General features: G+C 68.5%; 21 protein-coding genes and 1 pseudogene. 7 read left to right on the forward strand and 15 right to left on the reverse strand.

From position 1 onward, the window contains the following. Window positions 1-2: 2 nt before the first annotated feature. The 6 genes from IPG72_03405 to IPG72_03430 form a co-directional block, all read right to left on the reverse strand. A complete protein-coding gene (locus IPG72_03405) occupies window positions 3-1,268 on the reverse strand; it encodes a glycosyltransferase (protein ID MBK6768076.1) in 1,266 nt (421 codons plus the stop codon). A 115-nt stretch (window positions 1,269-1,383) separates the two neighbouring features. Further along, window positions 1,384-2,754, reverse strand: coding sequence for an NAD(P)/FAD-dependent oxidoreductase (locus IPG72_03410; GenBank protein MBK6768077.1), 1,371 nt, complete (start codon window positions 2,752-2,754; stop codon window positions 1,384-1,386). Further along, window positions 2,751-3,881: a flippase-like domain-containing protein gene (locus IPG72_03415; GenBank protein ID MBK6768078.1), complete on the reverse strand. Its 1,131-nt coding sequence runs from the start codon at window positions 3,879-3,881 to the stop codon at window positions 2,751-2,753. Before IPG72_03415 ends, IPG72_03410 begins: the two co-directional genes overlap by 4 nt. A 192-nt stretch (window positions 3,882-4,073) precedes the next feature. Next, a complete protein-coding gene (locus IPG72_03420) occupies window positions 4,074-4,334 on the reverse strand; it encodes a hypothetical protein (GenBank protein ID MBK6768079.1) in 261 nt (86 codons plus the stop codon). A 223-nt stretch (window positions 4,335-4,557) separates the two neighbouring features. Next, window positions 4,558-6,288: a CRTAC1 family protein gene (locus IPG72_03425; GenBank protein ID MBK6768080.1), complete on the reverse strand. Its 1,731-nt coding sequence runs from the start codon at window positions 6,286-6,288 to the stop codon at window positions 4,558-4,560. Window positions 6,289-6,386: 98 nt separating this feature from the next. Continuing rightward, on the reverse strand, window positions 6,387-7,412 hold the full coding sequence (locus IPG72_03430; protein MBK6768081.1) for a hypothetical protein: 1,026 nt from the start codon (window positions 7,410-7,412) through the stop codon (window positions 6,387-6,389). Window positions 7,413-7,710: 298 nt separating this feature from the next. Between IPG72_03430 and IPG72_03435 the strand changes: the two genes are divergently transcribed. Further along, window positions 7,711-8,067, forward strand: a complete 357-nt coding sequence (locus IPG72_03435; GenBank protein ID MBK6768082.1) for a hypothetical protein — start codon at window positions 7,711-7,713, stop codon at window positions 8,065-8,067. Between the two features lie 150 nt (window positions 8,068-8,217). Here IPG72_03435 and IPG72_03440 read toward each other — a convergent pair whose 3' ends face one another. Both IPG72_03440 and rsmI read right to left on the reverse strand, forming a co-directional pair. Further along, window positions 8,218-9,393 carry an SIS domain-containing protein gene (locus IPG72_03440; protein MBK6768083.1) on the reverse strand — a complete coding sequence of 392 codons (1,176 nt, stop codon included), beginning with the start codon at window positions 9,391-9,393 and terminating at the stop codon, window positions 8,218-8,220. Then, window positions 9,390-10,214: a 16S rRNA (cytidine(1402)-2'-O)-methyltransferase gene (rsmI, locus tag IPG72_03445; protein ID MBK6768084.1), complete on the reverse strand. Its 825-nt coding sequence runs from the start codon at window positions 10,212-10,214 to the stop codon at window positions 9,390-9,392. Before rsmI ends, IPG72_03440 begins: the two co-directional genes overlap by 4 nt. Window positions 10,215-10,541: 327 nt before the next feature. On the opposite strand from rsmI, the gene IPG72_03450 reads away from it, so the two are divergent. Continuing rightward, a complete protein-coding gene (locus IPG72_03450; GenBank protein ID MBK6768085.1) occupies window positions 10,542-13,205 on the forward strand; it encodes a hypothetical protein in 2,664 nt (887 codons plus the stop codon). A gap of 94 nt (window positions 13,206-13,299) precedes the next feature. After that, a complete protein-coding gene (locus IPG72_03455) occupies window positions 13,300-13,821 on the forward strand; it encodes a hypothetical protein (protein MBK6768086.1) in 522 nt (173 codons plus the stop codon). Between the two features lie 535 nt (window positions 13,822-14,356). Here the strand turns inward: IPG72_03455 and IPG72_03460 are convergent. The 6 genes from IPG72_03460 to IPG72_03485 form a co-directional block, all read right to left on the reverse strand. Then, the gene (locus IPG72_03460) at window positions 14,357-15,166 is read right to left on the reverse strand and encodes a CRTAC1 family protein (protein ID MBK6768087.1); all 810 of its coding nucleotides are present in this window, start codon (window positions 15,164-15,166) and stop codon (window positions 14,357-14,359) included. 186 nt (window positions 15,167-15,352) lie between these two features. Beyond that, window positions 15,353-16,444 (reverse strand): VCBS repeat-containing protein, encoded by a 1,092-nt coding sequence (locus tag IPG72_03465; GenBank protein MBK6768088.1) that lies wholly within the window; start codon window positions 16,442-16,444, stop codon window positions 15,353-15,355. Between the two features lie 147 nt (window positions 16,445-16,591). Then, complete coding sequence (locus IPG72_03470) at window positions 16,592-17,047, reverse strand: hypothetical protein (GenBank protein MBK6768089.1); 456 nt, start codon at window positions 17,045-17,047, stop codon at window positions 16,592-16,594. A 173-nt stretch (window positions 17,048-17,220) separates the two neighbouring features. Beyond that, entirely contained in the window at window positions 17,221-17,718 is a 498-nt protein-coding gene (locus tag IPG72_03475) for a VCBS repeat-containing protein (GenBank protein MBK6768090.1), read from the reverse strand. Next, window positions 17,616-18,917, reverse strand: coding sequence for a VCBS repeat-containing protein (locus IPG72_03480; protein MBK6768091.1), 1,302 nt, complete (start codon window positions 18,915-18,917; stop codon window positions 17,616-17,618). Before IPG72_03480 ends, IPG72_03475 begins: the two co-directional genes overlap by 103 nt. Then, a complete protein-coding gene (locus IPG72_03485) occupies window positions 18,914-19,963 on the reverse strand; it encodes a hypothetical protein (protein ID MBK6768092.1) in 1,050 nt (349 codons plus the stop codon). The genes IPG72_03480 and IPG72_03485 overlap by 4 nt, the downstream gene beginning before the upstream one ends. 196 nt (window positions 19,964-20,159) lie before the next feature. Here IPG72_03485 and IPG72_03490 point away from each other — a divergent pair. From IPG72_03490 to IPG72_03500, 3 genes and pseudogenes are all read left to right on the forward strand, one after another. Beyond that, window positions 20,160-20,741, forward strand: a pseudogene (locus IPG72_03490) (VCBS repeat-containing protein). A 953-nt stretch (window positions 20,742-21,694) separates the two neighbouring features. After that, entirely contained in the window at window positions 21,695-21,865 is a 171-nt protein-coding gene (locus tag IPG72_03495; protein MBK6768093.1) for an ASPIC/UnbV domain-containing protein, read from the forward strand. Continuing rightward, window positions 21,862-22,956, forward strand: a complete 1,095-nt coding sequence (locus tag IPG72_03500) for a tetratricopeptide repeat protein (GenBank protein ID MBK6768094.1) — start codon at window positions 21,862-21,864, stop codon at window positions 22,954-22,956. Before IPG72_03495 ends, IPG72_03500 begins: the two co-directional genes overlap by 4 nt. A 34-nt stretch (window positions 22,957-22,990) precedes the next feature. On the opposite strand, the gene IPG72_03505 is transcribed toward IPG72_03500, so the two are convergent. Continuing rightward, a complete protein-coding gene (locus tag IPG72_03505) occupies window positions 22,991-23,845 on the reverse strand; it encodes a hypothetical protein (protein MBK6768095.1) in 855 nt (284 codons plus the stop codon). Between the two features lie 259 nt (window positions 23,846-24,104). On the opposite strand from IPG72_03505, the gene IPG72_03510 reads away from it, so the two are divergent. Further along, complete coding sequence (locus IPG72_03510; GenBank protein ID MBK6768096.1) at window positions 24,105-24,443, forward strand: hypothetical protein; 339 nt, start codon at window positions 24,105-24,107, stop codon at window positions 24,441-24,443. Window positions 24,444-24,568: the final 125 nt, after the last annotated feature.

Consider the following 24,568-nt stretch of genomic DNA (forward strand, 5'->3'; position numbering starts at 1 on the left):
CCTCACCCCATCGCCGACTGCCACGGCATGTACGACGACCAACGCTGGTACAGGTACGGCTTGTTCGTGAGGAACATGTCCGCCTGGCGGGCGATGGCCTCCTCGACCGCCGTCCACGGTTGGCCCTCCAGTTCCTGCAGCAGCGACGCCTTGCGGGCGTAGTAGAGCGGCAGCAGCGACAGGGCCACCTTGTCCGGATCGCCCTCGCCGCGGTTGTACACCACGGCGAAGTCCATGACGATGCGGGCCCAGGCGTCCGGCGGGAAGCGCGGCTGGTCGCTCGTCGAGAGTTCGGCCACGACGGCTTGCTGCTCCTCGCTCAGGATCGCGCTCAGGTTGCGCCGGTAGCGCTTGAGTCCCTTCAGGAAACCATCCCAGAGCGTCTGGCGCGTGGTGGGGATCGGCTCCGGCGGGAGCTGCGTCAGCGTTCCCCACACCGGCACGCGGTAGGCGCCCTTCACGTCCGGCCAGACGCGGCGGTAGAACGACATCAGCCGGAACAGCGTGCCGGTCACCTGCATGAACTTGGGCTCGAAGCCGACCGTCGGGTCCTTGTAGTCGTGCGTCTTCGTGCCGAGCGGCGCCTGGTAGAGCCGCCAGCCGCTGTTGATCGCCAGCGTCACCATCCACATATGGATCCCGAAGCGCGCGACGTCGGTCTCCCAGACGTCCTTGTCGAGGAACGTCTGCCAGGCGCGCGGCGACATCGCGATCTCGCTGCCGAGCGGCTGGCGCAGGTCGACGCCGTACAGCATCCGGGTGAAGGGGTAGGCGATCATGTCGTTGATCGTCACCTCGTGGCGGTCGCGGGTGTAGATCGGGCTGACGTACTCCGCCTCGCCGGCCAGGATCGGGCCGACGAGGCGCTCGATCCAGGTCGGGTTGATCGATCGGACGTCGGCGTCGACGACGGCGCAGGCCGAGGCGGTCAGCATGGCCGCGGCCTCCATGATCGCCCGGATCGCGCTGCCCTTGCCGGTGAGCCCCTGGTACTGCAGCGTCGACAGCGTCACCGCAGGCGGCAGCGCGACGCCGCCGGCGATGGCCAGCGTGTCGTCCGTGCTCCCACCGTCCGCCACGACGATGTGGGCGCGCTTGTCCGGGAAGTGCTCGACGATGCCCGACGCGAGCGCGTTCAGGACGTGCGCGATCGTGCGGGTGTTCTTGTAGGTCGGCAGCCCGATGACGATGTCGGCGTGGCCGAGGTGCTCGAACCGCCGCTTGGCGGCCCGATCCAGGGCGCTATCGATGTACAACAACTCGTTCAACCCGCACCTCGCTCATCGTCCGGCGAATCGGCGCGGGATTATACGGAGCGCGGTGCCGATGCCCGCATTGGTTGTCATAACGCGCAGGGGGCATTGTGGCCGCACCGCCGTGCCCCTACCGCTGCCCGGTCACACCGTCCGCGATGACCGCCGCCGCGACCCGCCGCCCGATGTCGACCGCGAAGTTCGTCCCGCGGTCCCAGGGGTAGACCTGGCTCATCGACGCCAGGTAGAGCCCCGGCACCGGGGTCGCCAGGGGCGGGACGTGGGCCGAGAAGCCGCACGGCACGACGGGCTGGGCGTACGCCGCGCGCGACAGCCACGACGTCCGGACCCAGTCCGGGCGGAACGCCGGGTTGATCCGTTCCAGGGCCGGCAGCCACTGCGCCAGCAGATCGTCGTGCGCCATCGTGAAGGCGGGGTGGTCCGGCGGCAGGTAGTCGCCCATGTAGACCAGGTGATCGCCCCCGTAATGGGCTGCATCGATGAGGTTCGTGTGCTCGACGCACGCCAGGAACGGCATCTCGCGCTTGTCGAGGTTCAGCCAGTACGTGCCGTCCGTCATGAGCTGCTGCTTGAGCGCAAGCACGAACACGACCGCCCCGAGGTGCTCGAGGTCGGCCAAGCGGCCGGTGTAGTCCGCCGGCAGGTCGGGCGCCATCCGGGCCAGCACGTGCGGCGCCGTCGTCGCCACCACCGCATCGAACGTCGACTCGCCGTCGCCGGCGGCCACGGCCAGGCCGGCGTCCGTTCGGCGGATGCCCCGCACCGGCGTGGACAGCCGGACGGCGGCGCCGCGGCCCTCGACAGCGCGCCGCAGGGTGTCGGCGTATGCCTGGAAGCCGCCGGCGACGTAGATCAGCTTGAAGGAGCGGGCGTGCAGGCGTGCCCATAGCCAGCTCATCGGCACGTGCTCGTAGTGCTCGGGGCCGAACTTGCCGAGGAGCAGCGGCTCCCAGATGGCCGCGTAGGCGCGCTTGCCCATCCAGCGCCGGGCCCATGCGGCCGCGGTGACGTTCTCGAGCGAGCGCCAGTCGGGCGTGAGCTTGAGGTACGCCCCGACGGCGCCCATCCGAACGCGGTCGATGAACGGCATGCCCGGGAACGTCAGGATCGGGACGACGCCGTCCAGCGGGTAGGCCTTGCCCCGGTAGAACGAAGCCGAGACCGGGCGCAGCGTCTGCAGGTGGTCGGCGAAGCCGATCTCGCCGGCCAGGCCGATGATCGCGCGATCGGTTTGGAAGAGGTGATGGTAGTAGTGCTCCAGCGGCCACTCCCACGACGCGTCGCGGAAGCCCCCGGCCAGCCCGCCGGCGTGCTCGGCCCCGTCGTACACCGTCACCGACCAGCCGTCGCCGGCCAGATCCCACGCCGCGCTCAGCCCGGCGAAGCCGGCGCCGATCACGGCAACGGAGCGGCCCGAGGACGCCGCGGGCGAAGACGCGGGTGAGGACGCAGGTGAAGAGGATGCCAAGGGTTGGCTCATCCCGCCGCAGCGGAGCTCGTGTCCGCCCCCCGGTCGCCCGTCCCTTGGTCGCTCGCCCCGTGGTCGCTCGCCCCGTGGTCGCCCGACCCGTCGCCGCCCGACCCGTCGTCGCCCACCATCGCCGCGTTCGCCTGCCGCAGGCTGACGTGCGAGCGCCAGAGGTACCACGCGCCGAGGAGCGTGATCGGGAACCAGAGCGCCACATGCAGGACCACGGTGTAGGCCGTCGCAATGGACTGGGCGACGCCGGCGGCGGTCAGGACGGCGATGCCGGGCGCATCGAACGTCCCGATGTGGCCGGGCCCGGCCGGGATCGTCGTCGCCAGGTTGACGATGCCGTTCATCAGCATGAGCGTGATGAAGCTGACCTGCATGTCCGGGAAGGCATGCATGACGAACCAGTACTTCATCGTCTCGCACAGCCAGATGACGACGCTCGTGAGGAAGAGCATGAGCACTTCACGCCGGCCCGAGAGGCTCTCGAGGCCCTCCGTGAAGCGATCGACGACGCCCCACAGCTGGTCGGCGTGCGCCCCGTCGGCCGAGCGGCGGCGCGACATGCCGAGGACCGCCGCGCCGAGCGTGACGAACGGGCTGGCGAGGCGCCGCAGGCGGTCCGGCCGGCCGGCAAGGAAGAGGAACGTGACGAGCGCGCCGATGAACAGCACGGTGCAGACGACGATCAGCGGCCGATACTTCTCGAGCGCGTCCGACTCGAAGCTGACGAACGGCAGCGCGACGAACACGAACGCCAGCATCGTCAGGCCGTCGAACAGACGCTCGAGGACCACGGTGGCCAGGCTGGCGCTCATCCGGACGCCGGTCTCGCGCTTGAGGACGTAGCTTCGCAGCACCTCGCCGGCGCGGGCCGGATAGACGTTGTTGCCCATGTAGCCGATGCAGACGAACCGGAACAGCCGCCGCATCGGGACATCGACGAGGTGGCTGAGCATCGTGTGCCAGCGCCACGTGCGCGCCCAGACGCCGACGAAGTAGACCGCCACGCCCGGCACGAGCCAGATGTAGTGCGCGTCGGCCACATGCCGGGCGAACGCATCGAGCTCGAGGCCGCGCACGGCGTACAGCACGAACACGGCGCTGATCGCGACGCCGATGGCCAGGCGCACGGCGCTGCCGGTGCGGCCGGCGGCGCGCGGCGCGCGGGGTGGGGAGGCGTGGGGGGGTGGGTCATGAGCGGCCGGCCATCATAGCATACGGCCTCTATTGCCGAGGTCGCGTTAACGTCGCCGGCGGCCGCTCGTGCGGCCGCCGGGAAGGTGCGTTGTGACTGTCGGAGTGTCTGGTCGGACGCGCCGGGGTTACGCCACCGGCGCGCTGATCTCGCCCATGGTGACCGTCTCGCCGAGGACACGCTCCATCGTCATCGTGTGCGGGCAGTGGCCGTGGTGCTCGAACCCTTCGCAGTCGCAGGTCCAATGGCCGTGGTCGTAGCCCACCTTGTGGTCGCGGTGGTCACCGTCGACCGTAACGTTGAAGCTGTTGAAGACGATTCGCTGCTCACGCTCTTGGGCGTAGCGCATCGACTTCTCCACGTCGGCGACATAGGTGCTGGGCAGCATGACTCGCTCTCTCCTGCTTTCTCGCGGCCGCAAGGCCAGCGGTGGGCTGGGCGCCGTTCGGGAAGGGGGACGCCCACGTGAGGATGGAAGAGGGGCGAAAAAAAGGGCGCCCCCACAATCGGGTGGCGCCACGCCAATCACACCGGCGAACCAAGTGTCTCGTACATGGGGGCCAGTATAGCCCCCGAGCGGGGGGTGTCAAGGACGGTTCGAGGCGCCGCCGTCACGGGGCGATGACCGTGGCCCCCGGCACGTAGCGCTCCGGCGCCGCGCCCTGTACGACGCGGTAGAACGCACCGCCCGCGACGTCGCCCAGATCCTGCTCGGTTCCGTCGGGCCAGCGGATGGCCACCACTTCGGCCCGATCCGCTGATCCGAGCCCGACGTGGACCCTTCGATCCGATACCGAGAGGTAGCTCGCCGCGCCGGTGACCTGCCGGTAGATCACGCGGTCCCCGACCACGGCCTTGATCCGCGCTCCGATCGCCGAGCGGTTGCCGCCCGCGCCCTCGAGCCAGAGGCTGATCCAACCGCCGCGTCCGGCCGAGTCGTTCCGCCCGATCGCGAGCGGCCCGTTGTTCCGGCTGAACACGACGTCCACCGACCCGTCCCCGTCGAGATCGCCCGTGGCGAGGCCGCGGTTCACGAACGGCGCCGTGAAGGCCGAACCGGCGGCGGCGCTGACGTCGCTGAAGCCGCCTTGGTCGTCGTTCTCGTAGAGCAGGTTCGACTGGGCGAACGTCGTGCCCGGCCGGACGTCGGCGGCGTTGTCGAAGATGTGGCCGGCGGCCACGGCCAGATCCTCGTCGCCGTCGTTGTCGGCGTCGAGGAAGGCGGTGCCCCACTTCAGGCGGCCGCGTGCCGACTGGCCGATGCCGCTGGCGTCGTTCACCTCATTGAAGAGGAGTCCGGTGCGCTGGCGCATCAGGCTGAGCGGCTCGTTCTCGAAGTACGCGATCGCCAGATCCACCTGCCCGTCGCCGTTCGGATCCCCGGCGTCGACGCCCATGCCGGCCTGGGTCCGGCCGTCCGAGCTGAGCGCGACCCCGGCCCGCAGCGCGCTGTCCGTGAAGCGGCCGGCGCCGTCGTTCAGCCAGAGGTGGTTCGGGCTGATGTCGTTGGCGACGAACGCATCGACGTCGCCGTCCCGGTCGATGTCCACCAGGGAAAGGGCGAGACCGTTGGCGGTCAGCGCGCTGATCCCGGCCTCGGCCGAGGCATCGGTGAACACGCCGCGGCCGTCGTTCAAGAAGAGCTTGTCGGACTGCCCCTTGAAGAGGAGCGGCGTGCAGTAGACCTGGATCCCGCCCTCGAAGCACGGCTGGGCCGTGGCATCGTCGTATTCCAGGTAGCGCGCGACGAAGAGGTCGAGGTCGCCGTCGCGGTCGGCGTCGAAGAACCCGGCGCTCGATCCCCAGCCGATATCGCCCGGGATCCCGCTGCCGCCCGAAACGTCCTCGAACGCGGCCCCGGTGTTGCGCAGCAGCCGCATCCCGTCGCCGTATGCCGTCAGCGCGATGTCCGTCCAACCGTCGCCGTCGATGTCGCCCGCCGCGACGCCCATGCCGTAGCCCGCGCTCGGCAGCCGCCACTCGTCCGTCGCGTCCCGGAACGCGCCCTTGCCGTCGCCGAGGTAGAGCCGGTTCGCGGCGCCCGCCGGTCGCTCCGCGGCGCCGGCCGCACCGCTGTTGATCGCGATGAGATCCGGCGCCCCGTCGCGGTTCACGTCGACGACCGCCACGCCGGAGCCCATGATTTCGGGCATGAGCTTCGCCGACGTGTAGGTCGCGACGTGCGTGAACGCGACGCCGGACTCCGCGGTGACGTCGTCGAAGCGCAGGGTCGCGGACGCCGTGAGCGGCGCGGTCGTCGGCGGCACGGCGCTCGGCGCCGCGGCTGGCGAGCACGCAGCGGCAAGGACGATGAGCGCGGCTGCGGTCCAGCCCGTGCGCACCCAATACAGGCGATTCCAATCCGTGCGCGGCCGGCAAGCCCGGCGACGCCGCGCGTGCCGGCGAACCCCTGGACTCAACGGCGGCTCCGCGGCTCCCGTCATGGCGTGAACGCCGTGTCGAGCGCCGCTTCCGGCGTGCCGAGCTCGAGCGCCGCGGCGATGCCGAGCGCCTTGTCGGCGTCGTCGAAGCGGCCGAGGGCGATGTAGACGTCCTTGAGCGTGCGGTACATCTCGTGCTTCCGGGCTTCCGGCAGACGCGGGATGATCGAGTGGGCCAGGCGCTCGGCCTCCGCGAACCGGCCGGCGTCGAATGCCGCGCGCAACTCGTTCAGGCGGTCGTTGACCCACGTGGTGTTCGCCGTCTCGGCCTCACGGGTGACGCGCATCGCCTCCGTCGTCGCCTGTACGTCCGCTGCGGCGGCACCGTCGCCGCCGATCGCCATTGCCCGGCTCAGGACGTTGCGCGCGAACTCGTGCCGTGGGTTGATCTTCAGCACGTCGTTGAGAATGCGGATCGCCCGCTCGACCTTGCCCTCCTCCATGAACGCCTCGGCGCGCATCGTCATGATGTCGACGTTCTTGCTGGCGACGATCGGCTGCCAGAGCGCGTCGACGTTCGGCACGGCTTCCGCGAACCGCTGCTGGTAGTAGAGTGCCGCCGCCAGGAGGCTCGCGTAGTCTACGTTCGTCGGATCGGCCGCGGCGAGCGGCTTGATGTGTGCCTCCCCCTTGTCGAACTCCTGGAGGTAGCGGATCTCGATCCGCGCCAGGTTCGCCGTGTCCGTGGCTACCCGCGACGCGTCGGGGATCGCCCTAAGGACCTCGGCCAGCGCCGGCCAGTCCTGGCATGCCGTGGCGTGCGCCCGCCGGGCCAGCATCACCTCCGGCGCGTCCGGGTACTGAGCGGCGACGGCCGCCACCGCCGCATCCGCATCGGGATTACACGCGCCGGTGCCGGCGCCTGTCACCGCCTGCAGCGTGGCCAGCGCGCCCGGGTCCCGCTGCTGCAGCGGCGTCGCGCCGGATGGGTTGCTGCGGCATGCCGCGCCTAGAAGGGCGAACGCGAGCGCGCAAAGGGCGGGCGCGCGTCGTCGGGCGGACGAGGGCGGGCGACAGCATCGCATGACGATGTCCTTCGTTCAGCGCGAGCGGGCGAGGAAGGGTGGCATGGGCAAGCAAGGTGACGCGGCTCGTATCGGACGCTCGCACGCGCTGCGTCTCGCAGGCACGGCAGGACAGTGCGCCGCCCAATCCAGCGTATCTTTCCACAGGGCCGACGCGTTATAGTAGCCAGTGTAGCACAGCGGCGGGCCCCCGCCCCGCAGGTGCTGCGCGTGGAGCGAGGGTCGCTATCGCTCTGAGACCGACGGTTCCAACCGGTCGTTCCAATCCATCGATCGAGACTTGAAGGAGGCAGGGTTTATGCGAACCATGAAGCTGCTGGCGTTGGCCGGCATTGCGCTGATCATCGGTGTTGCCCTCGGTACCCGGAGCGCTTCGGCGCAGGTTGCGCCCGTTCCGGTGGACGTCGTCACGTGCACGACGACCGTTTACGACCTGAACAGCGACGGGAAGCTCGGCAAGGCGGACATCATGGAGCTTTGGAACCGCATCCAGAGCAGCGAGTGCAACAACTCGTCCGCGACCGGCGACTGCGCGCAGTACGACCGAAACGGCGACGGCGTGGTGAACTTCGACGACGTGTTGTTCGTGTACAACCACTTCGTCCTGTGCGTGAACCCGATCAGCACGGTCAGGCGGCCGAGCGGCGGGCGCTAGCGCTCCGCTCAGCGACGGCGGGTTCGAGCCCGCCTGCCACGATCGACACGACCGGCCACCGCGAGAGCGGTGGCCGGTCGTTTTTCGGTCCGCGCTCGCGGTTCGCACCGGGACAGCGCCGGTCAGTTGCGGCGGCCGGGTCCTGCGCGATCAGCCAGCACGCGGCCCTTCCCGCGCCGCACCGACCCGCCGCTTGAGCTCGTCAATCGCCGCGATCGGCGTCGGCGCCTCGGTGTAGCGTGCCGCCAGCGCCAAGCTGAGCACGTCGCCGTATGAGACGAGCCAAAGGGCCGCCGCCAGACCGTGCGGATGCGGCGCGACGACACGGACCGAAGCGATTCCGCGGTCCTCGAGGAGCGTGCGCATCCCTGCCGTGCCGAGGTGCTCGTGCGCGTCGGATCGATCGACGTCCTCGGCTCGGGCGGCCGCTTCCGCTCGATCGGACGATCCGCTTCGAATCACCTGCACGCCCACCTCTCCGCCCGCCAGCGCCACATCCAGTGCCCCCAGGAACACCGCCGTCGCCCGTTCGGCCAGCCATGACGGATGGCCGAAACCGACGACGGTGTTGTGGAACATCTCGGGCAGCGTGTCCGTCACGGCCAACGCCTTGGCGTTCTCGTTGAGCTGGCCCTTCCACCGCCGCGCGACCGGCGCCAGCGCGTCCGCCGCGTACAGCAGCGGCACGCGCTCGACGAGCGCGTCCGCGAGCGCGGACGGCGACAGCGCGTCGCCAAACGCGCCGTCCAGCACTGTCTGTGCCGCAGCCGCAGCGCCCACGTCGCAGCCGGGCGGCACGGCGCCGGCGGCCTCGAGGACGGTGAGCATCGCCGCGATCCCGTGGCCGAGCGCGGCGCGCGGCGGACCGCCGGGCGGGATCGCGATCACCGCGGCGCCGGCGTCGCGCGCCTCAGCGGCAAAGTCCTCGCCCGCCGTCACCACGACGACCCGCGCGCCAGCGCGGCGCGCCGCCTGCCATGCGAGGCGCGTCTCCCTCGTCCGGCCGGAGTGGCTGGACGCGACGACGAGTGTGTCGGGACCGACCCAACCCGGCAGGTGTGCGCTGCGGACGACCGTGATCGGCAGCACCGCCCGATCGGACAGCGCGCCGGCGACGATGTCGGCCGCGATCGCCGAGCCGCCCATGCCGCACACGACGACCGCCTGGATTGCGGGCCGGCCAGGCGCCAAGGGCAGCGTCCAGCCCGCCAGCCGGCGGCGCGTGTCGACGAGCTGCGTGGGCAGTGCTGCGACGAGGGCGGCCATCGGGTCGCCGGCCATCGGGTTGGCGGCTGCTGCATCGCCCGGTTCGACGGCGTCCGTCATCGATCGTGCTCCCACATCTTATATACGTCGCGCACCGGCCAGCCGGCGGCGGCCGCAACGTCCTTGGCCGCAGCGCGCGCGCCGGCACCGGCGGCCCGCCGGAGTTCGAGGGCGGCGGCGACGTCCTCGGCCGGCCAGAGCACCGGTGATGCGGCTGGGCAGCCGGCAATGACGAGCGTGAACTCGCCGCGCGGAGTGTGTGCGGTGAAGTGCGTCCGCAGCGCGCTAAGCGGGCCGCGCACGATCTCCTCGTACAGCTTCGTCAGCTCGCGGCACGCGACCGCCGGTCGATCGCCGAGCGTGTCGGCCAGCGCATCGAGCGTCGCCAGCAGGCGGTGCGGCGCCTCGAAGACGACGAGCGGGTGGTCGATCGCCGCCACGGAGACCAGCCGGGCCTTGCGCGCCGCCTTGGTGCGTGGGACGAAGCCGAGAAACGTGAAGGCGTTGGCCGCCATGCCGCTCACGGCCAGCGCGGTCGTCACAGCCGACGGGCCAGGCACGGCGGTGACGGCGTGGCCGGCCGCCACCGCCTCAAGGACAAGTTCGGCGCCGGGGTCCGACAGGCCGGGCGTGCCGGCGTCGGTCACGTAGGCGATCCGGTGCTCCGCCAGGCGGGCGACGAGGCCGGCGCGGCGGGCGGGGGAGGAATGGGCGTGGAAGCTCTGCAGCGGGGTGCGGATGCCGAAGCGGTCCAGCAGACGGCGCGTGATGCGCGTGTCCTCGGCCACGATAAGGTCGACCTCGCCCAGCACGCGCACGGTCCGGTGACCGATGTCCTCGAGGTTGCCGATCGGCGTGGCGACGACAACGAGCTCACCCACTGCCTGTCCCTTTCCGTGCCCGCGGCCGGCCGGCGGCCGGACGTTGGCGGATTGTAGTGCAACACGGGTGCGGGTCGCCCGGATCCGCCCCGCCGGGCGGTTGGGTGAGCGGCGCGCGTGCGGCACATGAAGCTCCGGTGAGCGCCGGCCGTATCTTGCGGCGCGCGGGGCACGTTATAGGAGGTGGTATCAGCGGGTTCTGCCCGTTGGGCCCGCGCATTTTTGAGGCGGGCTGAACTGCAAAGGCGGTCACGGACGATGATGCGAAGGCATTCCGGATACCGCGCTGAGCCCAAATCGGCTTTCGATAACCAGGAGGTTCCATTCATGACCAAGTCGTTATTGCGGGTGCCGCTCCTGGCCCTCCTCACTGCGGTCCTCGTTGCAGGACTCGGAGTGTGGACGGCCCGGACGGCGTCGGCGCAGAACCCGTGCGGTCCTACCACCGTCGGGATTCCCTACAACACGGCTGGCCAGACGTTCAACCGGAACGTTTGCGCGATCAGCGCTACCGTGTCGTACGAAGCCCATCAGTTTGTGCTGATCGGCCCCGGGCCGCACACCCTGCACGTGGACACGTGCGGTGACGGTGGCGACACGGTGTTGCAGGTCTACCAGGCTCCGGGCGGCGCGCCGAACGCGTTCAACCCGCTGAGCCCGGGCACCAACCAGGTCGCGTGCAACGATGACTTCTGCGGGCTGCAGTCGAGCCTCGACGTGGCAGGCCTCGCAGAGGGCAGCTACACGATCGTGGTCTCGAACTGGTCCTCGACGGCCGCCATCAGTGGCGTCATGGACATCCGCACGCCGCAGTGCGTCTCGCCGAGCTTCGACGAGCTGCCGGTGGCGTTCGCGGATCCGCTCAACCTGCCGTGCACGGCAGGTCGCGCGAACCTGGCGATCAACGTCACGAACACCGGCCTCGGCGACCTGCCGAACTTGGCCGGCCCCGAGTTCACGGTCACCCTGACGAGCGTTCGCGGCGGCGCAGTCGTCATCACGAGCATCTCGTCCGGCACCGGTGGCGCGGGCCAGGCGCCGGGTGCGGCGCCGCTCGGCGGCACTGCCACGGCCGACCTCGACCTTCCGGCCGGGGCTTCGGACACGATCACGCTGCAACTCGCCTTCCCGAACGGCATCGGTTCGGTCGGCGGCATCTTCGTCAGCCGCGCCGTTTGGGCTGACCTCGACGGCAACGGCGCCGTGGACGCCGGCGAGCTCTTCGAGTTCGTCGACGAAATCCCGCTGTTCTTCCCGTGCGCTCCCACGGTCTGGCCGAACGATCAGCTCGGCAAGCAGGTCCACCTCCCGATCCTGAACTTCCAGGGCCAGGACGACGTCTGCGAGAGCTGGATCGAGGTTCAGAACCTGGGTTGCCGGAACGCCAAGGCGGCCCTGGTGACCTGGGGCGAGCCGGGCTTCTGCCCGCCGCAGGCCGCCGGCCCGCTGAAGGTGGAGTGCACCGGCCTCCTCAAGCCCGGCAGCACGTGGAACCTCTACGGCGCGCAGGTCCCGACCGGCTCGAAGAGCGGTATCCTCTTCAAGCTGTCGGCCCGCCAGCTGAGCGAGGACGGCATCGACGTCATCCCCGAGGACGACATCACGGGCGACTACGTCTGCGAAGTCCTCTTCTTCAACGTCGTCGGTGACGCGGACGACTACCGCCGCTTCAAGAAGGCCTACAACGAGGGCCTCGTGTTCGACGGCATCGACATGGTCCGCGCTTCCGGCGACGGCCTGCTCGCGGTCGACGTGCACCGCAGCTGCCCCGGCGACGCGACCCCGGGCGTGGACGTGACGAGCAAGTACAACGGCCTGGCCGGTACGCACCTCGGCACGTACGATGAGGTCTACGGCGGCTACAGCTACTACGTGCCGCTCGTGTACGCCAGCGCGGCTGGTTTCAACACGATCATCTACATCCAGAACGGCGGCCTCATGTGCTCGTCGCTGGAGATCTGGTTCAAGGCCCGCGACGACTGCCTGCGCGCGACGATCTGCGACATCGCGACGCTGGCGCCGGGCGAGACCTACCAGCTGGACGCGAACGACTGCGTGGGCCCGGACTTCCAGGGCAGCGCGTGGATCCGCTCGACCCAGGTGATGGGCATCGCGGTGGACATCATCGGCGGCGACGTCCTGATGACCTACGTCGGCGAGCCGGGTGAGATCAACTACACGTTCGATCCGAACCAGTCGACCACCAAGGACGGCAACCAGGTCGCCTTCGGTCCGCTGATCTACAGCGAGTACCAGGGTTGGGACACGGGTGTCCAGGTCCAGAACCTGAGCGCCGTGTTCGCCGCCAAGGTGAAGATCTACTTCCTGGACCGCTCGGGCGACATCATCACGACGCTGGTGGACTGGGTCTGCCCGCGCGGCAGCCAGACGTTCTTCCTGCCGGTCGTCTTCGACCTGCCGGGCAACTGGGTCGGCAGCATGCGCGCCGAGAGCCAGGAGTGGATCACGCCGGGTGGTCCGAACGTCCTCGCGCCGAACATCGTCGGTGTGGCGACGCTCATCAAGTACAACGACGTGGCCCGCACGCAGAAGACCGAGGCGATTGCCTACAACCTTCTGCCCGAGCACAAGATCTATGACTGGCAGCTCGGCAACGGTGGTGGCGGCTTGGACAGCGGTATCGGCTTGATCGCCATCCCGTCCGTCCTGCGCGACCTCGAGAACAGTGGCCTGACGACCGAGATCGCGATCGCGAACGTCGTTCCGAAGCCCGGCTTCACCGACCTCGTGATCTACTTCTACGACCAGAACGGCCTGCTGGACTACATCTGCCAGAAGCTCAACGAGAAGCAGGTCGAGTACATCGACCTCCAGACGTGGGGCTACATCAACGACGGCTTCCAAGGGCTCGGCGATCATCAGCGCCTGGTTCTGGGAGCACGACGTCTTCGACGCCCGTGGCTTCTTCCTGCGCAACCTCGTCGGCCTCGGTGCCGTGTCGATCGAGCGCAAGGGTACCCACGGTGGTGAGGATGTTCCGGGCGACGAGGCTGCGGGTAGCCGTGGCATCCCGTTCACCTTCACGTACGACGAAGAGGGCGAGCCGCTCTTTGAGTACTGCTTCATGGGCCCCGTGCCCCTCTGCCCCGGCTTCCCGGACAACCGCGTCGGTCCTGGCGACTGCGCGGCGACGGGCATCGGTGCGGCGACGATCGAGATCCCGGGCGGCGCGCCGTTCTCGGCCTACCCGCGCGGCGATGTCGGCGGCGGCAACTGCACGAACGCCGGTGTGAATGACCGCAACTGGGGCACGCACGACTTCACGGTCTGCCCGGGCACCAGCGAGATGACGGTCACCATCAACACGGTCACGCTGGCGCCGTTCAACGGTGCGAGCTGCGGCCTTGCGGGTCAGGACTTGCTCCTCGCGTTGTTCATCGGACCGGACGGGTTCAACCCGAACGCCGAGTGCGAGAACTTCATCGAGAACAACAAGCCGGACTTCCAGGGCCTCGGCGCTGGCTCGTCGTACACGTTCCAGATCCCGAATGCACCAGGGGCGTACACGCTCATGATGCAGAACAACTGCGACACGACCCCGCCGCAGTCGATCGGTAGCGCGGACTTCGAGATCGACCTCAACTAGCTGATCGCCCGATCGCGTCGGGTTCGCCCGACCTGATCCAAGACAGCCCACAGCCGCCCCCGGGGATTCCCCGGGGGCGGCTGTTTTTTTGTGGCGGTTTCAACAGGTCATCGCAACGATCGTAGCGGGGCGGTGGTAGCGTGCCGGCGTGGTAGCGTGCCGGCTCCGAAGAGAAGTCACGATTATCAGAGGCACGCAGCGATGGATGAGATTGCCAGCGGCCGAGCAATGCCAATCCGGCGTGAAGCCGCCGTGTCGTCAGGCTCTCGAGAGCGCAACGACGAAATCAACGACTGAAGCCGTTGATGCCAACCTCCGCCGAGGCAAGTCACCCGGTGCGATCACGCAGAGTTGGTACAAGAGCGCCTTGTTGAGTTGGCTGGCTGTATGCGCAGCGAACGGACGTTGGGACCAATCACCGATCCACGATCGGAACCTTGGTAGAACGACAGACCCGATTCGGGATTACGGCTCGGGCTGCCGGAGGGCCGCCGTGCGCGTCGCTGCATGGACCCCTTGAACCCGCCGAGGGTTGTCAGTTACCCGTTTCCGCCGGCGGTTCCTCGACGTCGATCGTCGCACCGGCGCTGTGCGGGCCGGCAAGCCGCTGTGTCTGCCCGGAAGGCCAAATGACCTCGATGGCGTCGGCGGACTTGGAGCCGTTGAGGCCGAAGTACATCGGCAAGAGGCCATGCGCCAGGTAGCCGGTGTTGCCGTCCATGACCTGCACAATCCGCTGCTCGCCGACCACGACGGTGACCTTGCTTCCGAGCCCATTGCGATTCGACCGGGTGCCCTTGAGGCGCACGACGAGATGGGTCATCTCGGGCCGTACCTGGGCGAAGTCGCTGATGAGGACGAGCGGAGGGCTGTTGATCTCCGAACTGACGATGTCCAGGGCACCGTCGGCGTCGAGGTCGAAGATGGCCGATGAACGGGACGAAAGCGCTCCCCAGACCATAATCCGACCTTCACGGCCCAGGCAGTCCGGATGACCGATGTCGGCGCCCGAACAGTCGAGCTCAAACTGTGGTCCGGCCACCTCGTCGTTAAGGCGGGGCTCGACGCCGAGAATGAACTCGCTGTCAAGCAACTTCTTGCCGCCATCGTTGATCAGCAGGCTGTTCGTGCCGTAGCGGGACGGGTAACCCATGCCCCCCGTGATGAACGCGTCGTCGAAGCCGTCTGCGTTGAGGTCGCCCACGCTCGGACCCCACGGCCAGAACATTTCGGCGCCGATCGCGTCAGAGATCTCCTCGAACGCGCCGCCACCGAGGTTCCGATAGAACGCGTTGCCCCAGATGCTGGCGCCGTTCGTCGCCGTGAAGTCCTCGGGCCAGGCCATGACGGACTTCCGCTTCTCGGCCAGCGGGTCGGTCGACGAACTCATGTCGGAGTGCATGTCTGTGACGAAGAGGTCGAGGTGGCCGTCGTTGTCGAGATCGAACGACTTGACGCCCATCGAGCCCCACGGCGTCATCGGGAAGACCGCCGCGCGCTGCTCGGTGAACCGCTCCCCCCCCCGTTCTGCTCAGTAGCCGTCGTTGCCCTGCATGTTCAGCGCGTACAGGTCTGGCCAACCATCTTCGTTGCCATCGATCACGCTCGCGTCGCCGGTCCAGCCGAGGTCGTCGATGCCCATCTGGGCCGTCACGTCCTTGAACGTGAGCCCACCCTCGTTGTGGAACAAGAGGCTGCGGTCGTTGCGCTCGGCCTTGAGGTGGCCGCCGAAGGCGTCCTCGACGCTGGTGTAGAACTCGAGCTCGCCCGCCGCGAGCACCACGCCTGGTAGTTGGATCGTCGAAGTCCGCAGTGGGTCCGTGGTGAACGTGCCAGTGTTGGCCAGAAAGAGATCGAGCCGCCCGTCGCGGTCGTAGTCGAAGAAAAGGGCGCCGGCCGAGAACCCGAAGTACCCGAGGCCCGAGGCGTCCGTCACGTTCGTGAAGCGGCCCGTGCCGTCGTTCTCGAAGACCTCGTTGCCGCGCTGGATCGTCGTGGCGTACAGGTCGGCGTCGCCGTCGTTGTCCAGGTCGGCGAACGAAGCGGCCGAGCCGATCTTGTCCGGCACCGCCACGCCTGCTGCGGCCGTAATGTCCTCGAACTTGCCGCCGCCGACGTTGCGCCAGAGCTCGTTCGGACCGACTTGGCGGACGAAGTACAGGTCGGTGAGCCCGTCCCCGTCCACGTCGGCCACGGCCATGCCCGTACCGTGGTCGTAGTGGGAGGCGATGAATGTTTTGCCCGAGTCGTCCGTGACGCGCGCCAGGTGCGTGATTCCGCTCTCGACCTGGCGGTTCGCGAACTGGAAGTCGCGGAACACGCCCGAGTTGGCCTTGGCGGCCAGCTGCTCCTGACGCCGGCTGTCGATCCAATATGGATCGAGGCCCTGCGGCACGTCGACACGCGGCAGCGTGCTGACGTCCGCGCCGCTTGCCGCGTCGCCGGTCGGGCCGCCCGGTGCGGAGGGGCCGGCGGGTGAAGCGGCCGCCGCCGGCGCGCCCGGATCGGTCGCCACGCCGTTGCAGGCGCTGGCCACCAAGATGAGGACCGCCGCCTGAACGGCGGCTGCGGGCAAGGTCATCGGCCAGGACAACGGCACGAGCGAGGACTGATTGCGTTTCATCGGGGGCACTCCGTCGAAATGAGGCGAGATCGAGTCAGGCGAGATCGATTGCTTCGAGATGTGACGGGGTTGCGAGGCGACGAGGTTGCGCGGACGGCGCAGGCGTTGGAAGTGCGGCTGGATGCGTCGACGACGCGCGGGTGGGGATCACGGGGTGGACGCGATCGCCCGCCGTGGCTGCTCTGCGAGCCAGTCGACGAACTCCGGCCACGGTTCGATGACGAGCTGTCCCCGCATCTCAGGGTACGAGCCGCCGCAATAGGTGTCGCCCAACAGATCGAATCGGCCCGCAGGCTGCGCCTCCAAGTCCAGCCAATAGGTGAGGTTCGGCATCGCGATCTGCCGGGCATCGAGGTCCGGCACGCCGAACAAGTAGAGCTTGTCGTCGCTTTTCAACTCGAAGCGTACCGCGATGTCGGCCGGGATGTGAAGATCGCCGGTGGCCGTCCGATCGTCCGCCGTATCCTGCACGCCGTCGCGGCCCGGGTATTCGAAGTACCAGCGGTGGTCGCGGCCGACGAGCCGCAGCGCAAGCGACTCCGGCGCGACTGGCGCCGGCCGCTGGCTGCACGCGGCCGAGATGACAGCCGCCGCAGTGATCAAGCACCGTGTTCGCCCGAGCGATAGGCCGGAATTCGTGACGCCAGCCTTTCACGGTGCGATGACGCTGGCCCCCGGCATGAACAATGCAGGCTGCCTGCCCTGCACAACCCGATACCATACGCCGGCCGCCAGCGGTCCGAAGACCTCCTCCTTACCATCCGGCCAGTTGATCGTCAGGCCGCTGAGATGCGAAGCCTTGCTGAAGTCCGAGCACGAGCCGTCGATCGGAGAGCGACTCGAAGCTGTCGGCACCCTTCACTTGCCGCCGCAGCACCGTGCCGCCTACCACGGCCGCAACCCGCGCGCCGACCGCGCTGCGGTTGGCCGTTGTGCCCCTCGAGCCAGAGGCCGACCCAGTTGCCGCGCCCAGGCGTCGCATTGCGACCGATCTGCAGTGTCCCGCCGTTGTTACCGACCACGAAGTCGAGCCCCCCGTCACCGTCGAAGTCGGCTACGGCGAGCCCGCGGCTGACCTGAACGTCGGCCAGCGCCGGCCCGGCCGTGTCACTGACGTCGACGAAGCTCCCGTTGCCGGCGTTCTGGTACAGGAGGTTCTGCTCGGCGAACGTCAGGATGGGTCGACCTCGGGCGCGTTGTCGTAGATGTTGCCGGCAACCACCATCAAGTCTTCGTCTCCGTCGTTGTCGCCGTCGAAGAACACGGTGCCCCACTTCAGACGCAGGCGCGACGATGGGCCAACCCCGATCGCGTCCGCTTGTTCGTCGAACAGCATGTCCGTGCCTTGGCGATAGATCGAGGTCGACTCATGAGTGAAGTTGCTGACCGCGATATCGAGCGTGCCGTCGCCGTCGGTGTCGCTGACGTCCGCGCCCATGCCGGCCTGGGCGCGGCCATCACGGCTGAGCGCGACGCCGACCGTCGGCGCGATGTCCTCGAACAAGCCCTTGCCGTCGTTCAGCCAAAGCTGGTTCGGAGTGAGGTCATTGGCCACGTAAACGTCGGCGTCGCCGTCGGCATCGATGTCGGCGACCGCAATGGCAAGGCCCTTGCCGCGCTCGTCCTTGATGCCCACTTCCGCCGAGACCTCGGTGAAGTGACCCGTGCCGTCGTTGCGCCAGAGCTGATCGGACATGCCCTCAAAGAGGTGCGGTGTGCAATAGATCGGGACGTTACCCGTCTTGCACGGCTTGGCGGTGGCCGCGTCGTAGATCACATAGCGTACCAGGAAGAGGTCGAGGTCGCCGTCGCCGTCGGCATCGAGCATTCCGGCGCTCGTCGTGTAGCCGTTGTCGCCCGGGATGCCGCTCTCGGCCGTCACGTCCTGAAAGGCGGTGCCCGTGTTGAGCAGCACCCGTGTCGCGTCACCGAAGCCGGTCAGCACGACGTCGGTCCAGCCGTCGTTGTTGATGTCACCGGCCGTTGCGCCCAGGCCATAGCCCTCACTCGGCAGTTGCCAAGCTGCTGAACCGTCGGTGAAATGGGCGCGGCCGTCGTTGAGGAACAGGCCGTTCGCCGCATCTGCCGGTCGCTCGGCCGCGCCAATCGAGCCGCTGTTCGTTGCCAGGATACCGGGTGCTCCGTTGCGGTCGAAGTTGGCGACGACGACGCCGCCGCCCTGCGATCCCGGCATATGCTTGCTGGGCGAGTAGTGAGGCGCGTGGTGGAACTGGATGCCGCTGGCAGCCAGGATATCCTCGAACCGCAGCCCGCCTTCGGCGGCGGGCGATCCCGTCGCACCCGGTATGCCCGCGACACCCGGCGCAGTGGACGTCTCGGCTGTCATGGCGGACTGCTGTTCAGCCGCACCGGGCGCGTGGGTCAGCACGCCCCTATTGCAGCCGCCGAGCAGGCCGGCCGCCACCGCGCATAACGTCGTGCGCAGCGCCATTCGGTGGTGGCGCGGCGTCACGGTCTGCCTGGCGCCGGAACGGCGGTCTGGGCGGCCAGCGACTCGTAGTGCGAGGCCTGGTCGCGCGCCTTGAGCGCGTCGTCGGCGCGGCGTTGCATCCGGTAGATCGACGCGAGCGAGCAGTACAGGTCGGCCCGCATGCCGTCATCGGCGGCCTTTTCGATCAGCTCCTTGGCGATCTGTTCGGCCGTGGCGTAGTCCTGCGAATCGAAGGCGGCTACGAGATCCTGGAAGCGCTCGTTGGCCTCGGCCATCGCCCGCTCGCGGATGCCGTTCTGGCTGTCGATGGCTTCGGCTGTCGCTCCCAACAGCGCGGCACCAGCGTCGTCGCCCTGAAGGGCACGTACCTGGCGGAGCGTATTGATCGCGAACATATGCGTTGGGTTCAACAACAGGACCTCTCGGAGGACGGCGTCGGCCTGATCGACGCGGCCGTCCTTCATGAGTTGGTCGGCCCGCATCGTCATGATGTCGGTGTTGCCCTCGTGGACGAGGACGGTCCAGCGCCGGTCGATGAGCGCGGTCGCTTCGCTGAGGCGGCCCTGGTAATACAGTGCCGATGCGTACATGCTGAGCGTATCGGTGTTGTTCGGATCGGCGTCGACCAGCGGCTTGACCTCGGCCTCAGCGTCGGCGAAGCGGCTCAGGCTACGCAGGTAGAGGCCGATGAGCTCTAGTTGTTCGTCGCGCGTCCGCGCTTCGCGAGGCACCGCCGTCAGGAGCTCGGCCAGCGATGTCTGGTCATGGCACACCGGCATGATCGACCGCGCCGCCTGCCGCACCAGCGGCTCGAGCGGGTAGCGCTTGGCAAGGTCCTGCAAGGCCTGCCGCGCCTCGGTTGTGCAGCGGTGCGCGATGTCGGGCGCGTCGCGAACGGCCACGAGCGTGGCGTTGGCAGAGGGGCCGAAGGTCGACGGCGCGCCTGCCGGAGGGACGCCGGCAGGCGCCGAGGTCGCCACCGGCTCTCCCTGACAACCGGCAGCAAGCAGCGCGAACAGCGTCACGCCGAGCAGCAGCGGGCGTGGAGCTACGAAACGGGTCAGCACGGGACGCTCCGATAGTCCGTCACATGGGGTTGGTCGGGGCCGCAGGCGGCATTATACTCATGCGCCCTCCTGCCGTCAGGAGTTTGACGCGCCCACTCAACCGTCTCGCGACGTTGAAGTGGGCACCCATTCGAGACCCGCGCGGCGCCGCTGGCGCCCGGCCAGGCTCAGTGCGTTTTCAGGAGGTCGGTGCGCCATGTTGGGCAGACGACGTTCATGCGCCGCGCGCGTGGTGCTGCCGATGTTGCCCGCACTCGGAGCGGCCTTTCTCGTTGCAGGCTGCGGCGGTCAGGCTCCTTGGCTCGTCGACATCGCCCCGTCGGTCGGCCTCGACTTCACCTACGAGATCGGCGACGTGGCGGGCTACCACTTTCCGCAGCTCTCAGCCGCCGGCGTCAGCATGTTCGACTATGACGACGACGGCGATCTCGATGTCTACTTCGTCAACGGCAATCGCCGCCTTCCGGCATTCGAAGCCGATCCGACCTCGACCGACCGCCTGTTCCGGCGCGAGGCCGATGGCCGGTACGTCGACGTCACGGCTGCATCCGGCCTTGGCGACACCTTCTTCTCGATGGGCGTCACCACCGGCGACTACGACAACGATGGCGACCAGGACATCTTCGTCAGCAACCTCGGACCGGACCAGCTCTACCGGAACGGCGGCGACGGAACGTTTGAGAACGCCACCGCCGCTGCCGGCATCGATATCGATGCCTGGTCGGCGGGCGCCGTGTTCCTTGACTTCGACCGCGACGGCTTCCTCGACCTGTTCGTCGCGCAGTACGTGGTATTTGACCGCAGCCCGCGGTGTGTGACGGCGACCGGCATCCAGGACTGGTGTGGTCCTTCGAGCTACCGCGACCTTCCGGACATCCTGCTGCACAACAACGGCAACGGCACGTTCACCGACGTCAGCGCAAGGGCCGGCATCAGCGGCGTGCTCGGCTCGTCCCTCGGCGTCATCGCCGATGACTTCGACGCCGACGGCTGGATCGACATCTTCGTGGCGAACGATGGCGACCCGAACACACTGTGGCGGAACAACGGCGACGGCACATTCGTCGATGTGAGCGCGCGCTGGGGCGCGGCCGTTAGCGCGATGGGCGAGCCCGAAGCCGGCATGGGCGTCGTCGCGGACGATCTGAACGTCGATGGCAACATCGACCTCGTGATCACGCACCTCGTCGACGAGAAGACGACCTTCTACCGCAGCCTCGGCGCCGGCGCAGGGTTCATCGATGACAGCTTCGCCGCCGGTATTGGCACCCCTAGCCGGATGCTGACCGGCTGGGGGATCGCCGCGACCGACTTCGAGCTCGATGGCGATCTCGACATCTTCGTCGCCAACGGCCGCGTGCGGCGCGGTCAGGCCGTACTGCCCGGCGCCGTGCCACCGCCACCGCTCGACGAGATGGCCGAGCCCAAGCTGGCCTATGTGAACGACGGCAAGGGCCAGTTCACTGTGCTCGATTCGGCTGTGTGCGGCGCCTGCGGCTTGATCGAGGCCTCGCGTGGGCTCGTGCCTGGCGATATCGACGGCGACGGCGACCAGGATTTCCTGATCCTCAACCTAGGCAGCCCGGCCCGGCTGCTCGAGAACCGCGCGCCGCGCTCCGGCAAGTGGCTGGCCGTCCGTGCCACCGACCCCGCCCTCCACCGCGCCGCCCTCGGCGCCCGTGTTACCGTCCGCGCCGGCGGCGCGCGCAAGCGCGTACCGTCCGCTCGAGTGTGGGCTACGCCAGCGCCCAGGAGCCCATCGCCCACTTCGGCCTCGGCGATGTCGCCGCCGTTGAGTCGATCGAGGTCCGATGGCCTTCCGGCGAGGCTGAGACGTTTGCGCCAGCGTGCATCGACTGCACCCTCGAAGTCCGCCGTGGTGAAGGCACGGCCAAACCATGACCCAAGCCAAGTCGCCCAACCGTACGTCAGCTCGCCCCCGGAACGTCGCCGCCCCGCCCTCGCCCGAGACGACGATCGAGATCGGCGGCTGGAAGTTGGCCGTGTTCGGGGCGCTGATCGCCCTGGCACTTGTGGTTGGCCTTGCCATCAGGTTCGCCCGCTCGTCTGCCGGCGCTCGGATGCAGGCGCAGCTCATGCTCGTGTCGGTGCCGGTGCCCGAGCCCGCGGCACTCTTGGAAATGGAGCCCGACGTTCAGCACGCCATCGCCGCGGCCCGCGCCGCCGTCGAGGCCGACCGCGGCTCGGCTGTCGCCTGGCGCCACCTCGGCATGATCTACGATGCGCACAGCATCTGGCCGCTCGCGGTAACTGCGTATCAACGCGCATTGTCCATGGCGCCGACCGACGGCCAGACGGCTTACTATTTGGCCGTAGCGACCGAAATGTCCGACGCGCCGATCGATGACATCCTCGCCGCCTACAAGCATGCGATCGCGCTCGCGCCGACGTACGGCCCGGCGCGGCTCCGGCTCGGCGATGCCCTCATGCGTGTCGGGCGCCATGTCGAGGCGCGCGACGTGCTCATGCAGGCCGTGAACGTTTACCCGCCGGCGGAGTCGGCGCGCGCACGGCGCTCGCTCGGCCTGGCGCTGATCGCCCTGGGCGACGCCGACGGCGCAGTCGTGTCTCTCGAGGCCGCGACACGCATTCGGGACGACGATGCCAACACGTTCACGGCGCTGGCGCAAGCCTACAACCAGCTGAATCGAGGACAGGACGCTCGCCGCGCGACGGATCGGGCCGCGCAACTTCGAGAGTCGCTGGGCTACTTCGACAATTGGCGCAAGGCAGTGCTCGAGGAGGCCGTCAGTCGCAGCTTGGTCGAGACGCGGATCATGCAGAAGATGGAGGTAGGTGTGCCCGACCAGGCTCTGGCCGATGCGCTGCGCTGGGAAGCCAAGCATCCCGACTGGCAAAGTATCAAGGTGCTCATCGGCAACCTTCACCGAACGGCCGGCCGCGAGGACTTGGCGAAGCCGTACTTCGAGGCGGCGACGGCGCTCATCAAACAGGGCGGCAAGACGAAGTAGCCGCCGCGCTCGGCCCGGTCCGTGTCGGTCGGTCTCAAGGTCTGATCGCGTCCGCCGTCGCGAATTCGTCCGGTGACGGCGTCGGCCAGTCGAGGCGGACGGACTTGGCCACCGCATCCAGGTGGTCCAGGTTGGGCGTGAAGGCGTCCGACGGCAGGGCGTTGAGCCGCTCGACCGTTTTGGCAAGGTAGGCGGTATAGTCCTGCGCGAACGCTGCCGGATCGGCCATCGTGGCATCGGCAGCGATGGCTGCATCGTTGACCGTCACCGGGGCGATCATCGACACCCAGACGGCGTTGTTGCGGATCAGACCCTCGAATACGTAGACGAGGTCCTGATTGTTGATCGGGCGGATCGTACGGCCGAGCTGTGTGACCGCGCGGGCGCCCCTCCCCGAGCCAAGGCCGATACCGCGGAAGGTCAATTGCGCGACGAACTGCTCGCGCACGCCTGGCCGTGCGAAGATCGGCACGTAGGGGGCCTTCGGATCCCTTTCGAGGATGAATTTGAACATTTCCAGGAATCGCCGTTTGATCTGTGCGCCGGCCACGGGATCCACGGGGCCGCGCCGCACCTCGATCGTCGCGGCGGGGAGTCGACGGATCGGGTAGTCTATCAGCGTGAACCGCACACCGCCGGCCAGCGGCTGCACGATGTCGAGCTCGGCCGGCACCTCGATGGCCTCGACCGTGGCGCCCAGCGCGTCCGGCACGGCGATGTGGACGCCGGCGACGGAAACGGTGTGCGACGGGATCGCGGTACGGGTCGGGACGGGCGTCGGGCGGACCGTCGTAGATACGGGCGACGGGCCCGCCTTGCAGGCGCCAAGCGCAATGACCAGCGCCAAAGGCACCGCGCGGCGCCGCTGATCGGTCAAGCGGGCGAACATGGTGAGTCGACTCCTTCGTACGCTCGGTGGGCGGCAAGCGTGGCATCATAGCGCAGCGGAGCGGCAGCTTGGCACAGTGGGCTCTACGCGGCATGCGTTCGCCCTGGCGCAATTGGGCGTATCCATGACTGTGACTTGCGCGTTATACTGTTCCAGCCGCGGGCCTCGGTTGGTGCCGCCGGGCGGGTTCTTTTCTCTTACAGTCGGAGTTGGCCGAGGGTGCTCGGCGCTCGCAACCTGAACAGGAGTTCCCCAAATCATGAAGCGACTTATCGTCATCGGCGCGGCTGTGTTCGCGTTCGGGATGGTGGCCGGGACCGCGTCGGCCCAGGTTCGTCCTGCGCCCGTCGTCGGATACCTGTGTGAGACGTCGCGGTTCGACGAGAACGGCGACGGCCTGTTCGGCAAGAGCGACGTCATGGCATTCTACCGGCGCGCTCAGGCTTCCGGCTGCTGGGAAGCCGCGGCCGAGGGTGACTGCACCCAGTTCGACACGAACCAGGACGGCACCATCGATCTCAAGGACGTCCAGGCCCGCATCGACTACTTCGTGTCCTGCGTGAATCCGGTCGGTGTCGCTCGGATCCGTCCCCGCTAGGTCTCGCCCGGACGGCCTGCGCCGTCGGTGAGATCATCGTTGCGGACATTCGAATCGCGTTCGTGGAGGGGAGCTGGTGGCTGAGCCATCGCGCTCCCCTCTGTCGTCCCTGGGGCCGAACTCAG

The sequence above is a fragment of the Candidatus Avedoeria danica genome, from assembly GCA_016703025.1.
GTDB lineage: Bacteria > Chloroflexota > Anaerolineae > Epilineales > Epilineaceae > Avedoeria > Avedoeria danica.

Bases quoted from the DNA above. Each gene is read 5' to 3' on its own strand.
- IPG72_03410 (MBK6768077.1), bottom strand. From the start codon at position 2,754: ATGAGCCAACCCTTGGCATCCTCTTCACCTGCGTCCTCACCCGCGTCT.
- IPG72_03420 (MBK6768079.1), bottom strand. From the start codon at position 4,334: ATGCTGCCCAGCACCTATGTCGCCGACGTGGAGAAGTCGATGCGCTAC.
- IPG72_03430 (MBK6768081.1), bottom strand. From the start codon at position 7,412: ATGCGATGCTGTCGCCCGCCCTCGTCCGCCCGACGACGCGCGCCCGCC.
- IPG72_03435 (MBK6768082.1), top strand. From the start codon at position 7,711: ATGCGAACCATGAAGCTGCTGGCGTTGGCCGGCATTGCGCTGATCATC.
- IPG72_03440 (MBK6768083.1), bottom strand. From the start codon at position 9,393: ATGACGGACGCCGTCGAACCGGGCGATGCAGCAGCCGCCAACCCGATG.
- IPG72_03450 (MBK6768085.1), top strand. From the start codon at position 10,542: ATGACCAAGTCGTTATTGCGGGTGCCGCTCCTGGCCCTCCTCACTGCG.
- IPG72_03455 (MBK6768086.1), top strand. From the start codon at position 13,300: ATGGGCCCCGTGCCCCTCTGCCCCGGCTTCCCGGACAACCGCGTCGGT.
- IPG72_03460 (MBK6768087.1), bottom strand. From the start codon at position 15,166: ATGGCCTGGCCCGAGGACTTCACGGCGACGAACGGCGCCAGCATCTGG.
- IPG72_03465 (MBK6768088.1), bottom strand. From the start codon at position 16,444: ATGAAACGCAATCAGTCCTCGCTCGTGCCGTTGTCCTGGCCGATGACC.
- IPG72_03500 (MBK6768094.1), top strand. From the start codon at position 21,862: ATGACCCAAGCCAAGTCGCCCAACCGTACGTCAGCTCGCCCCCGGAAC.
- IPG72_03505 (MBK6768095.1), bottom strand. From the start codon at position 23,845: ATGTTCGCCCGCTTGACCGATCAGCGGCGCCGCGCGGTGCCTTTGGCG.
- IPG72_03510 (MBK6768096.1), top strand. From the start codon at position 24,105: ATGAAGCGACTTATCGTCATCGGCGCGGCTGTGTTCGCGTTCGGGATG.